This is a genomic window from Citrobacter sp. CK181 (genome assembly GCF_030333595.1).
GTDB classification, from domain to species: Bacteria; Pseudomonadota; Gammaproteobacteria; order Enterobacterales; family Enterobacteriaceae; genus Citrobacter_B; species Citrobacter_B koseri.
In genome coordinates this window covers 369,919-382,635 of the sequence record NZ_JAOWFN010000006.1, presented here as the reverse complement: position 1 = coordinate 382,635, position 12,717 = coordinate 369,919, and the positions used below count along the sequence as shown (strand labels likewise).

Here is a 12,717-nt window from a genome sequence, read left to right as displayed (position 1 = left end):
CAGGTCTGTCCGTATCCCGTTGTGATTACTTTTGCAACCACCAGACGGCCTCAAACGGGCGTAACGTCATGGCGGCAGGGCGGGTGGCAACCTCGTCGTAGTTGTGCATCAGCGTCTGCCAGTTTCCTTCGTGATGCTCTGGCAGCCAGTCCTGACAGGCGTTGCTCAGGTTGGCGACCACCAGTAACCGCTGCCCCTGCCATTCGCGGCGATAGCACCATACATGCGGGCTGTCCGGCAGCAGATCCTGATAATTCCCCCAGGTTAAGACCGGCTCTGTTTTGCGCAAGGCAATCAGTCTTTGATAGGTGTAGAACACCGAGTCTTCATCATTTAGCGCCGCCGCCACGTTGATGTCCGCATAGTTATCGCAGAGGTTGATCCACGGCTCGCCTTGCGTAAACCCTGCATTCGCGCTGCTATCCCACTGCATGGGCGTGCGGCTGTTATCGCGGGATTTGCTGGCAAGAATAGCCAGTAAATCATTGGCTTCCCGGCCCTGGGCGCGCAGCCAGGCAAACATGTTGTGGCTTTCCACGTCACGGTAATCGGTGATGTGGGAGAAATGCGGGTTTGTCATGCCAATTTCTTCGCCCTGGTAGATATAGGGCGTACCCTGCATACCGTGCAGCACCATCGCCAGCATCTTCGCCGCCGGAACCCGCAGTTCGCCTTCGTCGCCAAAGCGCGACACGATACGCGGCTGATCGTGGTTACACCAGAACAGGGCATTCCAGGCAACGTTATGCATCCCCTGCTGCCAGTGGCGAAACAACGCTTTTAGCGCCACGTAATCCGGCTTTGCCAGCGTCCATTTCTCGCCGCCGGGATAATCGACTTTCAGATGATGGAAGTTAAAGGTCATCGACAGCTCGCTGCCATCGAGAGCGGCATACCGCTGACAGTTTTCCAGGGTGGTGGATGACATTTCGCCCACCGTCATCAGGTTACGCGGAGTAAAAACGTCACGGTTCATCTCGTGCAAGAACTCATGCGCGCGCGGCCCGTCGGTGTAAAAGCGGCGACCATCGCCGTCCAGATCGTTCGGGAAACGCTGATCTTTGGAGATGAGGTTCACGACATCCAGGCGCAGCCCGTCCACGCCGCGATCGGCCCAGAATTCACACACTTTTTTCAGCTCAGCGCGTACCGCCGGATTTTCCCAGTTCAGGTCGGCCTGCTCCGGGGCGAAAAGGTGCAGGTAATACTGTTCGCTCTGGGCATGCCAGCGCCAGGCGCTGCCGCCAAATTTGGAGCGCCAGTTATTGGGCGGCACATCCGGCGTACCGTCGCGCCAGATATAAAACTCCCGGTGCGGACTCTCTTTATTCAGCGCGTTATGGAACCAGGCATGCTGTGTGGAGGTGTGGTTAAACACCATATCCAGAATAATGCGGATGCCGCGCGCTTTGGCCTGCGCCGCCAGTTCGTCAAAATCATCCAGCGTGCCGTAGGCCGGGTCGATGGCGGTGTAGTTCGCGACGTCGTAGCCGTTATCAATCTGCGGTGAAACATAGAATGGCGTCAGCCAGATAGCATCCACCCCCAGTTTTTGCAGGTAATCAAGACGCTGCGTAACGCCGCGTAAATCGCCGGTTCCGCTGCCGGTCGTGTCCTGAAAACTTTTGGGATAGATCTGGTAAATAACGCCGTTTTGCCACCAGTGGGGAAGGGTATTCATGCTTGTAACCTACATATGCGATGGGGCGCAACTGCGCCCCGAAGAAGAATCAGACAATCTGCAACGTGCCCTGACGGTACTTACGCTGATAGATAACGGAAGTCAGCACGATTGGGATGACGACCGCGATCGCCATTGCCATGCTAAACACCTGCCAGTAGCTCGGCTGAATGGAAAGGATGCCCGGCAAGCCGCCGACGCCGATCCCGTTCGCCATGACGCCGTTCAGGCCGCATAACAACCCGGCGAGGCCAGAGCCGATCATGGCGCACAGCATCGGGAAGCGGTATTTCAGGTTGATGCCGTACATCGCCGGTTCGGTCACGCCGAGGTAGGCGGAGATGGCGGCCGGAACGGAAATTTCGCGTTCGTTGTGCTTACGGCTGGAGATAATAATGCCCACCACAGCGGAAGCCTGGGCGATATTCGACAGCGCAATCAACGGCCATACCGGCGTACCGCCCATGCTCTGAATCATCTGCATATCGATAGCCAGCGTAGTCTGATGTACGCCGGTAATGACCAACGGGGCGTACAGGAAGCCGAACAGCGCCGCGCCGACAGGGGCGAAACTCCCGGTCATCAGATGGCGCACCGCAAAGGCCACGCCATCGCCAATCATGCGACCAAACGGGCCGATAAAGGCGTGTGCGAGAAAGACCGCGAGGATCAACGAGCATACCGGCACCACCACCAGATAGAGGTAATCCGGCACGATACGCTTCATGCGCGTTTCAATAAAGCCGAGCGCCAGACCCGCCAGCAATGCCGGGATGACCTGCGCCTGATAGCCGACTTTCGCAATGCTGAACATGCCGAAGTCCCACACTTCAGGAGCCTGCTGGCCCAGCAGATAGGCGTTCATCAACTGCGGCGACACCAGCGTTACGCCGAGTACGATACCGAGGATCGGCGTGCCGCCCATTTTCTTCACCGCAGACCAGCAGATCCCGACCGGCAGGTAGAAGAAGATCGCTTCGCCGATCAGCCACAGGAAGTCGTAGATCGTTTTCAGCGCGGGATGCATCTGCGCCAGCGTCTGGCCGTTGCTCATCGGCAGATCGCCGATCACGTTGCGAAAACCTAAGATCAGACCGCCGCTGATCAGCGCAGGCAGCAGCGGGAAGAAGATCTCAGCGAAGTGGGAGATCAACTGCTCGTGCCATTTCATATTCTGCCGCGCGGCTTTTTTAGCCTGCTCTTTGTCGGCGTGCGCCTGACCGGTGGTCGCCAGCAGCGCGTTGTAGTAGTCGCCAACGTCAGTGCCAATCACCACCTGGAACTGCCCGGCGTTGGTGAAGCAGCCTTTAACCATCGGTAATTGTTCAATTTCTTTCGGTCTGGCATTTGCTGGCTGGTTCAGCACAAAGCGCAGGCGAGTAATGCAGTGGCTCACCGTGGCGATATTGTCTCGCCCGCCGACCAGTTCAATCAGCTGGTCTATATCAGCTTGTTTTACTTTGCTCATCATAAAGCCCCGTGGCAGATGAAATGTGTCCCTGTAAGCCGGATGATAAGACGCTTTAGCGTCGCCATCCGGCAGCTCTTACGTTGTTGGCGCAAGAGTATATCTTCGGTGAATATTAAAAAATGGGAACGTTCCCGAAACGCAGCGAAGATCACAAATTACCGTTCAGAAAAGAATCAGGAGAGGGTAGACGGAATGACGATCTGGCGGGGATCGCTGCGGCCGTTGATTTGCTCGATCAGCTGTAAGGCCGCTTGTTTCCCGGCTTCAGCGTAACCGGGATCAACCGTGATAATCTCCGGGTGGAGAAATTTCATCAGCGGCGTGTTCCCGACGCTCGCCAGTTGCAGAGAATCGATACGCTGTTCCTGCAAATATTTACTGGCGCCCAGCGCCAGCGTATCGGTCGCGCAGACCAGCGCGCTGGTGTCTGGTGTAATGACATCCGCAGCGTGCTCATAGCCTTGTTTCATCGCCAGGCCAGGCAGAGCGGCGACAGGGTGCAGTTTATTTTTTTTGCAGAAACTCAGATAGGCTTCGTGACGGCGCTTACCGGTCGTGACGTCGCTGTGAGGCACGCCGAGAAAGCTGATCGCCCGATGTCCCTGGTCATACAGACGCTGCATTAAGGTATGGATAGCGCCTTCGTCGTCATAGCACACCGACGCAAAACCGCTGGCGTCCCTTGCCAGCAGCACCAGCGAGGCCTGCCAGGGCGCAAGCATCTCCTCGCAAATACCGGTAAAACCGAACAGCACCACGCCGTCAATATTACGCCGTCTGAGCATCCCCAGGTGTTCTTCTACCAGTTCTGGCGAGAACTGACTCTCCATCATGATGGGATCGTAACCCTGCTCGTAAAACGCGGGCAGCATGGTCTGGACGGCGAGGTTTTCTGACAGGGAATCCAGACGGGTAACAATAATGGCGACCACTTTATCACTTTGCCCGCGCATGGCGCGTGCGGAACGGGAAGGGGAAAAACCATGTTGATTCATTACGGCTTCCACACGTTCACGAGTCCGTTCACTTACCCCGCTTTCGTTGTTGAGCACGCGGGAAACGGTGGATTTCCCTACGCCGCTTAAGCGGGCAATGTCTTTAATGGTCAGCCGATTCTGCATCCTGTTTTCCCGTGGTGCGCATCAAGTTGTGTCAAAAAGAGTAACTTTACTCAAGCCAGGGGCAATGGGTAAAGTCTGGTTTATACGCTTCATCCTTCAAGCTAAATGTTTTTGTGTATACGTTTGGTTTAATTACACGGCGGTATCATACCGCCATAATTGCCACAAACCTTATGGTTTTCTGCGTATAATGCGCGGCGCCAATCATTCACTTACCGGAGGCTGCATGGATCCCGAACCCACCCCTCTCCCGCGATGGAGAAATAGCCCTTTCCGGTAAGCCTGTTTTTCACTGTCTTACCGGATACGTAAGGCAGTGACGTTCCCGACGTCCCTGTTATCGCTTTAAATTATCGTCAGGTAAGGCTTTGCCGCGCCTGAGAGATGTTTCTGCGCCGCTTTTTCGGCGCGGAGGGACTGCTTATGCTGAAAAATATCACCCGCGAGCTGTTTGCCCGCCTTAACCGTCATTTACCTCATCGTCTGGTGCATCGTGACCCTCTGCCCAGTGCGCAGAGCGTTGCGAATACTCCGATTCCCCCGTCATTGAGCGATCGCTGCCTGAAAATGGCGGTGATGGAAGAAGCGGCGCTCTGGCGCGCATTCGATGCGCATCCTGAGGGGCTGAATGTCGCAGAGGTGGAGGATGCGCGCGAGAAATACGGTGAAAATCAGCTGCCCACACAGAAGCCGACTCCGTGGTGGAGACACCTGTGGGTCTGCTATCGCAACCCTTTCAATATCTTGCTGACCATTCTCGGCGTCATCTCCTATGCCACGGAAGATCTGTTTGCCGCAGGCGTTATTGCGCTGATGGTCGGGATTTCGACGCTGCTGAATTTTGTGCAGGAAGCGCGTTCGACCAAAGCGGCAGATGCGTTGAAGGCGATGGTCAGCAATACCGCTACGGTGCTGCGCGTTATCAATGAAAAAGGCGAGAACAGCTGGGTTGAGCTGCCCATCGACCAACTGGTGCCGGGCGATATTATCAAGCTGGCGGCGGGCGATATGATCCCGGCGGATTTACGCGTTATTCAGGCGCGCGATCTGTTTGTTGCGCAGGCTTCGCTCACGGGCGAATCTCTGCCGGTAGAAAAAGTGGCGACGACCCGCGACCCTAAGCAAAGCAATCCGCTGGAATGCGACACGCTGTGCTTTATGGGCACCAACGTGGTGAGCGGGACGGCGCAGGCGATCGTCATCGCGACGGGCGGCGAGACCTGGTTTGGTCAACTGGCGGGCCGCGTGAGCGAGCAGGAAAGCGAGCAAAACGCGTTTCAGAAAGGCATCAGCCGCGTCAGTATGCTGTTGATCCGCTTTATGCTGGTCATGGCGCCTATCGTGTTGATCATTAACGGCTATACCAAAGGCGACTGGTGGGAAGCGGCGCTGTTTGCGCTCTCGGTCGCGGTAGGCCTGACGCCGGAAATGCTGCCGATGATTGTCACCTCCACGCTGGCGCGCGGGGCGGTGAAACTGTCGAAGCAAAAAGTCATTGTTAAGCACCTGGACGCCATTCAGAACTTCGGCGCGATGGATATTCTCTGCACCGACAAAACCGGCACGCTGACTCAGGATAAAATTGTGCTGGAGAACCATACGGATGTCTCCGGCAAGCCCAGCGAACGCGTGCTGCATTCCGCCTGGCTGAATAGCCACTACCAGACCGGGTTGAAAAATCTGCTGGATACCGCAGTGCTGGAAGGCGTGGATGAAGAGTCTGCGCGTCAGCTCTCCGGGCGCTGGCAGAAAATTGATGAGATCCCGTTTGATTTTGAGCGTCGCCGGATGTCCGTAGTGGTGGCGGAAGAAGCCGATGTGCATCAACTGGTGTGCAAAGGCGCGTTGCAGGAGATCCTCAGCGTCTGCACCCAGGTGCGCCACAATGGCGACATTGTGCCGATGGATGACAACATGCTGCGCCGGGTGAAGCGCGTAACGGATACGCTGAACCGCCAGGGGCTGCGCGTGGTGGCCGTTGCCACGAAGTATCTGCCTGCGCGGGAAGGGGATTATAAACGCATTGATGAGTCTGACCTGATCCTCGAAGGCTACATTGCGTTTCTCGATCCGCCGAAAGAGACGACCGCTCCGGCGCTGAAGGCGCTGAAAGAGAGCGGCATCACCGTGAAGATCCTCACTGGCGACAGCGAACTGGTGGCGGCGAAAGTATGCCATGAAGTCGGGCTTGATGCGGGCGATGTGGTGACTGGCAGTGATATCGAAGGGCTGAGCGATGATGAACTGGCGGAACTTGCCGCGCGCACCACGCTGTTTGCCCGCCTGACGCCGATGCACAAAGAGCGCATCGTCACGCTGCTGAAACGCGAAGGGCATGTGGTTGGCTTTATGGGCGATGGCATCAATGATGCTCCGGCATTGCGTGCGGCAGATATCGGCATTTCCGTTGATGGCGCCGTGGATATTGCCCGCGAAGCTGCGGATATCATCCTGTTGGAAAAGAGCCTGATGGTGCTGGAAGAGGGCGTTATCGAAGGGCGTCGCACGTTCTCCAACATGCTGAAATACATCAAAATGACCGCGAGTTCTAACTTTGGTAACGTCTTTAGCGTGCTGGTGGCGAGCGCATTCTTGCCCTTCCTGCCAATGCTGCCGCTGCACTTACTGATTCAGAACCTGCTGTACGATGTATCCCAGGTGGCGATCCCGTTTGATAACGTGGATGACGAGCAGATCCAGAAGCCGCAACGCTGGAATCCCGCCGATCTGGGGCGTTTTATGATCTTCTTCGGGCCAATCAGTTCGATTTTCGACATCCTGACCTTCTGCCTGATGTGGTGGGTATTCCACGCGAATGTGCCGGAAGCGCAAACCCTGTTCCAGTCGGGTTGGTTTGTCGTCGGGCTGTTATCGCAAACATTGATTGTGCATATGATTCGCACGCGCCGCGTACCGTTTATTCAGAGCCGCGCCGCATGGCCGCTGATGCTGATGACGCTGGTGGTGATGGTGGTGGGTATCGCGCTGCCGTTCTCGCCGTTGGCGGGCTATCTGCAATTACAGGCGCTGCCGCTGAGCTACTTCCCGTGGCTGATCGCTATTCTCGCGGGTTATATGACATTGACACAATTAGTGAAAGGTTTTTATAGCCGTCGTTACGGCTGGCAATAATCCAGAATAATGGCTGCTGCGGCAGCCATTACGCTTTTCTATAACTCCGAAAATATATCCTCACGAAAGTTCCTGTTTTATTTTTTTTGAAATACTAAAGAGTGTGACGGATCACAATTTTACTCCTCTTTCAGACATCTTTTTATCAGGAAAAAGACCTTCATTGCAAAAATGAAACAGCGTGCTAAAAATATTTCCATTCAGTCATATTTTATGAACATAATTATCGTAATACTTTCTTACATGCGTTGGCCTGCGCAGGCTACGCTGTAAAAGGTCATATATAACTGTAAGTTAAGCCCGGCACTCTTTTATCCTGTCAGTTAGCGCTATTCATGGCATTTTTTAAACTGCCAGCGAACCCTATAAAGATCGCCAGGATTTGATTAAACGGATTCAGGATATGAAGTAATACCTCTGGCGGGGTAAGGACTTTATCCGCCTGAACCTAAAGATTAATTCAAGGGGACGACCATGGGTGAATTTTATTCGTCGGTAATGGATTTGTTTTACCGAATCTCAATGTGGGTTGCCGGATTGGCGCTGTTGATTATGGTGGCCGTTATTCCCGTCGGGATATTTGCGCGCTATGTGATGAACAGCGCGCTGTCATGGCCGGAACCGGTCGCCATTCTTTGCATGGTGACATTCACCTTTGTTGGCGCAGCGGTGAGCTATCGCGCGGGTTCCCATATTGCCGTCAGCATGGTGACCGACCGTCTGAGCGAGGGCGCGCAGCGAATCTGTTTCATTGTGGCGGATCTGATGCTGATGGCCGTCAGCCTGTTTATCCTCTGGTACGGCTCCCTGCTGTGCTACGACCTGTGGGAACAGCCGGTGGCGGAATTTCCTCTGTTATCAGCAGGTGAGAACTACCTGCCGTTGCCTGTCGGCTCTGCCATCACGCTGCTTTTCATTATCGAGAAAATTTTCCGTGGTTCGCAGTATCAACGTCCTGTCGTCATGCTGGGCTCAACCCATTAATGCGCGACCCCACTTCATAAAGGAAAGCAGATGGATGCATTTATTCTCGTCTTTACGCTCGGCATTATGCTGGCGATTGGGGTGCCGGTAGCATACGCGGTGGGCATTAGCGCGATCATTGGCGCCTGGTATATCGACATTCCCCTGGAAGCGGTCATGATCCAGCTCACCAGCGGCGTGAACAAATTTTCGCTGCTGGCGATCCCATTTTTTATTCTGGCGGGGGCGATTATGGCGGAGGGCGGTATCGCGCGTCGCCTGGTGAACTTCGCCTACATCTTTGTCGGCTTTATACGCGGCGGGCTGTCGCTGGTGAACATTGTGGCGTCTACCTTTTTTGGCGCGATTTCCGGCTCGTCCGTCGCGGATACGGCGTCTATCGGCTCGGTGATGATCCCGGAGATGGATAAAAAAGGCTATCCGCGTGACTTCGCGGCGGCGGTCACCGCCAGCGGCTCCGTACAGGCGATCCTGACGCCGCCCAGCCACAACTCGGTGATTTATTCGCTGGCGACGGGCGGTACGGTGTCGATTGCCGCGCTGTTTATCGCCGGCATTCTGCCGGGGCTGCTGTTAAGTTTTACCCTGATGGTGATGTGCGTCGGTTTTGCCCATAAGCGCGGTTATCCGAAAGGCGAACGGGTGCCGTTTCGCCAGGCGTTGAAGATTTTTGTCGATACGCTGTGGGGGCTGATGACGGTTGTCATCATCATGGGCGGGATTCTCTCTGGCATCTTCACCGCGACGGAATCGGCGGCGATCGCCTGTCTGTGGGCCTTCTTCGTCACCATGTTTATCTACCGCGACTACAAATGGTCTGAACTGCCGAAGCTGATGTACCGCACGGTAAAAACGGTCACCATTGTGATGATCCTGATCGGGTTCGCCGCCGCATTTGGCGCCATCATGACCTACATGCAGTTGCCGATGCGCATTACCGAGGCGTTCACCAGTATTTCAGATAACAAATACGTCATCCTGATGTGCATTAACATTATGCTGCTGCTGATCGGGACACTGATGGACATGGCGCCGCTGATCCTGATCCTGACGCCTGTTCTGCTGCCGGTCACTACGGCATTGGGTATTGATCCGGTGCATTTCGGCATGATCATGCTGGTGAATCTTGGGATCGGCCTGATTACGCCGCCGGTGGGATCGGTGCTGTTTGTTGCCAGTGCGGTGAGTAAGCAGAAAATAGAGCAGGTGGTGAAGGCGATGCTGCCGTTCTACGCGGTACTCTTCCTGGTGTTGATGTTAGTGACCTATATTCCGGCGATCTCGCTGTTCCTGCCGAAACTATTTGGGGTGATGTGATAAATGCCCGGTGGCGCTGGCGCTTACCGGGCCTACAAATGGCACTGCCGTAGGCCGGATAAGGCGGAGCCGCCATCCGGCGCAATGCCCGGTGGCGCTGGCGCTTACCGGGCCTACAAATGACACTTTCCGTAGGCCGGATAAGGCGAAGCCGCCATCCGGCGCAATGCCCGGTGGCGCTGGCGCTTACCGGGCCTACAAACGGCACTTCTCGTAGGCCGGATAAGGCGAAGCCGCCATCCGGCGCAGACATATTTTTAAGGAGACTTAGCGGCGAACAGCGATCGCTTCGATCTCGATTTTTACGTCTTTCGGCAGACGCGCAACTTCAACGCATGAACGTGCCGGGAAGGTCGCATTATGCTCGGTGAAGAACGCTTCATAGGTCGCATTCACGGTCGCGAAGTCGTTCAGGTCTTTAACGAACACGGTTGTTTTCACGATGTCGCTCACTTTCAGGCCTGCGGCTTCGACGATAGCTTTTACGTTTTCCAGCGACTGGCGCGCCTGAGCGGACACGTCATCCGGTACGCTGCCGGTTTTTGGATCAACCGGGATCTGACCGGAAGTGATGATCATGCTGCCCAGGTCAACGCCCTGAACGTATGGGCCGATAGCTGCGGGTGCATTTTCCGTCGCGATAGTTTTGCTCATGATTTCTCCTGAATTACAGCGGTAAATTAGGTACAGGCCATTATAGGGAGCCGGATACCCATTACCAACCTCAATTAGTTGGCCAGCACCACATAATGCGAAAACTCTTTTTCGCAGTATTTACATTTGAGCGCAATGTCATCTGTGCGTTTTTTCACTGCAAAACTGGATGAAACCGGCTCAGCATGACTGATGCAGTTACTGTTCGGGCAGACCAGCACGTTGTCGATGCGATCCGGCAGGCTCGGGCGCGATTTGCCCACCACATCATAGTTGTCGATGCGGTTTACCGTTGCCTGCGGCGCGTACAGGGAGAGCTGGTTAACCTGTTCTTCGGTCAGGAAAGTGTTCTCGATTTTAATCAGGTCTTTACGCCCCATCTCGCCGGACGGCAGGTTAAGGCCGATGGTGATGCGCTGATCGGTCTCGGTCAGTTTGAATAGCGTCAGTAACTTAAAGCCAACCTGCGCGGGAATGTGGTCGATTACGGTGCCACGTTTGATCGCTTCAACCTGTAGTTTATTGTCGTGTGTCATCTCTTTTCCCCTTACAGTGCCAGATCGCTATTCAGAACCAGTGCCAGTAACGCCTGGCGAGCGAAAATACCGTTTCCTGCCTGCTGGAAGTACCAGGCGTGCGGCGTTTTATCTACGTCGGTGGTGATCTCATCAATACGCGGCAGCGGATGCAGAACCTTCATGTTTTCACGCGCGCCGTTCAGGTCGCTGGCGCGCAGGACAAACTGCGCTTTGACGTTGGCGTATTCGGACGGGTCCAGACGCTCTTTCTGCACGCGGGTCATATACAGAATATCCACTTCCGCCATCACCTCTTCGATGGCGCTGTGCAGACTCCAGGCAATGCCTTTCTCATCCAGCATATCCAGAATGTATTGCGGCATCGCCAGCGCGTCCGGCGCGATAAAGTAGAAGCGGTTGCCGTCAAACTTCGCCAGCGCCTGCGTCAGTGAGTGTACGGTTCGGCCATATTTCAGGTCGCCGACCATAGCGATGTTCAGATTGTCCAGGCGGCCCTGGGTCTCCTGAATGGTAAACAGATCCAGCAGCGTCTGGGTCGGATGCTGGTTTGCGCCGTCGCCGGCGTTCAGTACCGGCACGTTGCCGGAGAACTCGGTCGCCAGACGCGCTGCGCCTTCCTGTGGGTGACGCATCACAATCGCGTCCACATAAGTGCTGATAACGGAGATGGTATCCGCCAGCGTCTCGCCTTTTTTGCCCAGCGACGTGTTAGCGCTGTCGGAGAAGCCCACCACGCTGGCGCCGAGGCGGTGCATCGAGGTTTCAAACGACAGGCGGGTGCGTGTGGATGCCTCGAAGAAGCAGCTGGCGATCACTTTATGCTTCAGCAGCTCCGGCTGTGGATTGGCTTTTAATTTCGCCGCCGTCGCCAGAACCAGATTGAGGTCATCGCGGCTGAGGTCGTTTATGGAAATGATGTGTTTTTGGTATAGCGGGTTAGCCATGTTTATCTCCTGACGCCTGGGCAAAAAAAAAGCCCCTCAATGAGGGGCCTGGAATAGGTGAGCAACGGGAAGAAAAACGGCAGTCCAGCGTCTGTTTTCAGACGCGGTAAGACAGAATGTCGTACACACTGAACCATACTTCCTCCCGGCAAATTGTCCGCGATTATACTCAGCTATGTTATGGGATCAAGCGATTAATGCACATTTTATTCATCGCAAACGGTTCTCATGAATAAGAATTCATTTTTAATAAATAATTAATTTGCTTGTGAACAAGCCCGGTGCGCTGTACGACCCGTGGCGCGACCCAGACGATACTGCTGCCAGCGATCACACCTAAAATTTCCGGCAGGGCGTGATAATCCAGGATTCTGGCAACGGCGCGGCCATAACCGGCCACCGTGTGGATAAGGATAAATTCGCTATTGTGTTCCACGCTGACCACCATCTCGGATATCGATCGCGCAGCGTCAGGAGCGGGGCGCAATTGCGGATTTACGGAATAAATTTTTTGTCCCTTTGTATTTCTTATTTTTATGACGCCGAGCAGTTTCAACAGACGTGAAACGGTCGACTGGCTGATGCCTTCGAAGCCGTGGTTTTGCAGATCGCGACGTATTTCCTCCTGGGATAAGTAACTTTTTTCTGTAATCAGGCGCTGACATACCGCCAGTTGCTGCTGTTCTTTGGCGGAGCAATCATTGTATTCCTTCATATATGCACCTTGCTTTGTCATTGATATCAATGGACTAGCGAAATTCATCCTGTTTGTCACATTGATAACGAATCAACCGGTCGGTTTTGCAGGAAAGTGAGAAGCCAGTCAAAAAAGAAAGCGTATTGGCTGCGTTCGTTTGCCGGATGGCGGCGCTAA

General features: G+C 54.8%; 13 protein-coding genes. 5 read left to right on the top strand and 8 right to left on the bottom strand.

Translation table 11 applies throughout. The features are described from left to right. Positions 1 to 25 precede the first annotated feature (25 nt). From treC to treR, 3 genes are all read right to left on the bottom strand, one after another. Positions 26 to 1,681, bottom strand: coding sequence for an alpha,alpha-phosphotrehalase (treC, locus tag OGW17_RS02290; protein ID WP_071257380.1), 1,656 nt, complete (start codon positions 1,679 to 1,681; stop codon positions 26 to 28). 49 nt (positions 1,682 to 1,730) lie between these two features. Further along, entirely contained in the window at positions 1,731 to 3,149 is a 1,419-nt protein-coding gene (gene treB, locus OGW17_RS02285) for a PTS trehalose transporter subunit IIBC (protein ID WP_024130770.1), read from the bottom strand. Positions 3,150 to 3,325: 176 nt separating this feature from the next. After that, positions 3,326 to 4,273 (bottom strand): trehalose operon repressor TreR, encoded by a 948-nt coding sequence (treR, locus tag OGW17_RS02280; RefSeq protein ID WP_012134348.1) that lies wholly within the window; start codon positions 4,271 to 4,273, stop codon positions 3,326 to 3,328. Here treR and mgtL point away from each other — a divergent pair. The 4 genes from mgtL to OGW17_RS02265 all read left to right on the top strand — a co-directional run bounded on the left by mgtL (position 4,245) and on the right by OGW17_RS02265 (position 9,706). Continuing rightward, the gene (gene mgtL / locus OGW17_RS21575; protein ID WP_071818874.1) at positions 4,245 to 4,553 is read left to right on the top strand and encodes a mgtA regulatory leader peptide MgtL; all 309 of its coding nucleotides are present in this window, start codon (positions 4,245 to 4,247) and stop codon (positions 4,551 to 4,553) included. The genes treR and mgtL overlap by 29 nt on opposite strands. Positions 4,554 to 4,696: 143 nt before the next feature. Further along, positions 4,697 to 7,405: a magnesium-translocating P-type ATPase gene (mgtA, locus tag OGW17_RS02275; RefSeq protein ID WP_071257637.1), complete on the top strand. Its 2,709-nt coding sequence runs from the start codon at positions 4,697 to 4,699 to the stop codon at positions 7,403 to 7,405. Positions 7,406 to 7,879: 474 nt separating this feature from the next. Beyond that, positions 7,880 to 8,389: a TRAP transporter small permease gene (locus OGW17_RS02270; protein WP_012134344.1), complete on the top strand. Its 510-nt coding sequence runs from the start codon at positions 7,880 to 7,882 to the stop codon at positions 8,387 to 8,389. A 30-nt stretch (positions 8,390 to 8,419) separates the two neighbouring features. Further along, positions 8,420 to 9,706 (top strand): TRAP transporter large permease, encoded by a 1,287-nt coding sequence (locus OGW17_RS02265; RefSeq protein WP_047459361.1) that lies wholly within the window; start codon positions 8,420 to 8,422, stop codon positions 9,704 to 9,706. 267 nt (positions 9,707 to 9,973) lie between these two features. Here OGW17_RS02265 and ridA read toward each other — a convergent pair whose 3' ends face one another. From ridA to pyrL, 4 genes are all read right to left on the bottom strand, one after another. Then, positions 9,974 to 10,360 (bottom strand): 2-iminobutanoate/2-iminopropanoate deaminase, encoded by a 387-nt coding sequence (gene ridA, locus OGW17_RS02260; protein ID WP_071257382.1) that lies wholly within the window; start codon positions 10,358 to 10,360, stop codon positions 9,974 to 9,976. 74 nt (positions 10,361 to 10,434) lie between these two features. Then, positions 10,435 to 10,896, bottom strand: coding sequence for an aspartate carbamoyltransferase regulatory subunit (pyrI, locus tag OGW17_RS02255; RefSeq protein ID WP_012134341.1), 462 nt, complete (start codon positions 10,894 to 10,896; stop codon positions 10,435 to 10,437). 11 nt (positions 10,897 to 10,907) lie between these two features. After that, entirely contained in the window at positions 10,908 to 11,843 is a 936-nt protein-coding gene (gene pyrB / locus OGW17_RS02250) for an aspartate carbamoyltransferase (protein WP_012134340.1), read from the bottom strand. 2 nt (positions 11,844 to 11,845) lie between these two features. Beyond that, positions 11,846 to 11,980: a pyr operon leader peptide gene (gene pyrL, locus OGW17_RS02245; RefSeq protein ID WP_024130768.1), complete on the bottom strand. Its 135-nt coding sequence runs from the start codon at positions 11,978 to 11,980 to the stop codon at positions 11,846 to 11,848. Here pyrL and OGW17_RS02240 point away from each other — a divergent pair. Further along, positions 11,960 to 12,079: a hypothetical protein gene (locus OGW17_RS02240; RefSeq protein WP_077956855.1), complete on the top strand. Its 120-nt coding sequence runs from the start codon at positions 11,960 to 11,962 to the stop codon at positions 12,077 to 12,079. The genes pyrL and OGW17_RS02240 overlap by 21 nt on opposite strands. On the opposite strand, the gene OGW17_RS02235 is transcribed toward OGW17_RS02240, so the two are convergent. Next, a complete protein-coding gene (locus OGW17_RS02235; RefSeq protein WP_024130767.1) occupies positions 12,070 to 12,558 on the bottom strand; it encodes an arginine repressor in 489 nt (162 codons plus the stop codon). The genes OGW17_RS02240 and OGW17_RS02235 overlap by 10 nt on opposite strands. Positions 12,559 to 12,717: the final 159 nt, after the last annotated feature.

Excerpts from the sequence above, each read along its gene's own strand:
- treC (WP_071257380.1), bottom strand. The coding sequence starts at position 1,681 with ATGAATACCCTTCCCCACTGGTGGCAAAACGGCGTTATTTACCAGATC.
- treB (WP_024130770.1), bottom strand. The coding sequence starts at position 3,149 with ATGAGCAAAGTAAAACAAGCTGATATAGACCAGCTGATTGAACTGGTC.
- mgtL (WP_071818874.1), top strand. The coding sequence starts at position 4,245 with ATGTCTTTAATGGTCAGCCGATTCTGCATCCTGTTTTCCCGTGGTGCG.
- treR (WP_012134348.1), bottom strand. The coding sequence starts at position 4,273 with ATGCAGAATCGGCTGACCATTAAAGACATTGCCCGCTTAAGCGGCGTA.
- mgtA (WP_071257637.1), top strand. The coding sequence starts at position 4,697 with ATGCTGAAAAATATCACCCGCGAGCTGTTTGCCCGCCTTAACCGTCAT.
- OGW17_RS02270 (WP_012134344.1), top strand. The coding sequence starts at position 7,880 with ATGGGTGAATTTTATTCGTCGGTAATGGATTTGTTTTACCGAATCTCA.
- OGW17_RS02265 (WP_047459361.1), top strand. The coding sequence starts at position 8,420 with ATGGATGCATTTATTCTCGTCTTTACGCTCGGCATTATGCTGGCGATT.
- ridA (WP_071257382.1), bottom strand. The coding sequence starts at position 10,360 with ATGAGCAAAACTATCGCGACGGAAAATGCACCCGCAGCTATCGGCCCA.
- pyrI (WP_012134341.1), bottom strand. The coding sequence starts at position 10,896 with ATGACACACGACAATAAACTACAGGTTGAAGCGATCAAACGTGGCACC.
- pyrB (WP_012134340.1), bottom strand. The coding sequence starts at position 11,843 with ATGGCTAACCCGCTATACCAAAAACACATCATTTCCATAAACGACCTC.
- OGW17_RS02240 (WP_077956855.1), top strand. The coding sequence starts at position 11,960 with ATGTCGTACACACTGAACCATACTTCCTCCCGGCAAATTGTCCGCGAT.
- pyrL (WP_024130768.1), bottom strand. The coding sequence starts at position 11,980 with ATGGTTCAGTGTGTACGACATTCTGTCTTACCGCGTCTGAAAACAGAC.
- OGW17_RS02235 (WP_024130767.1), bottom strand. The coding sequence starts at position 12,558 with ATGAAGGAATACAATGATTGCTCCGCCAAAGAACAGCAGCAACTGGCG.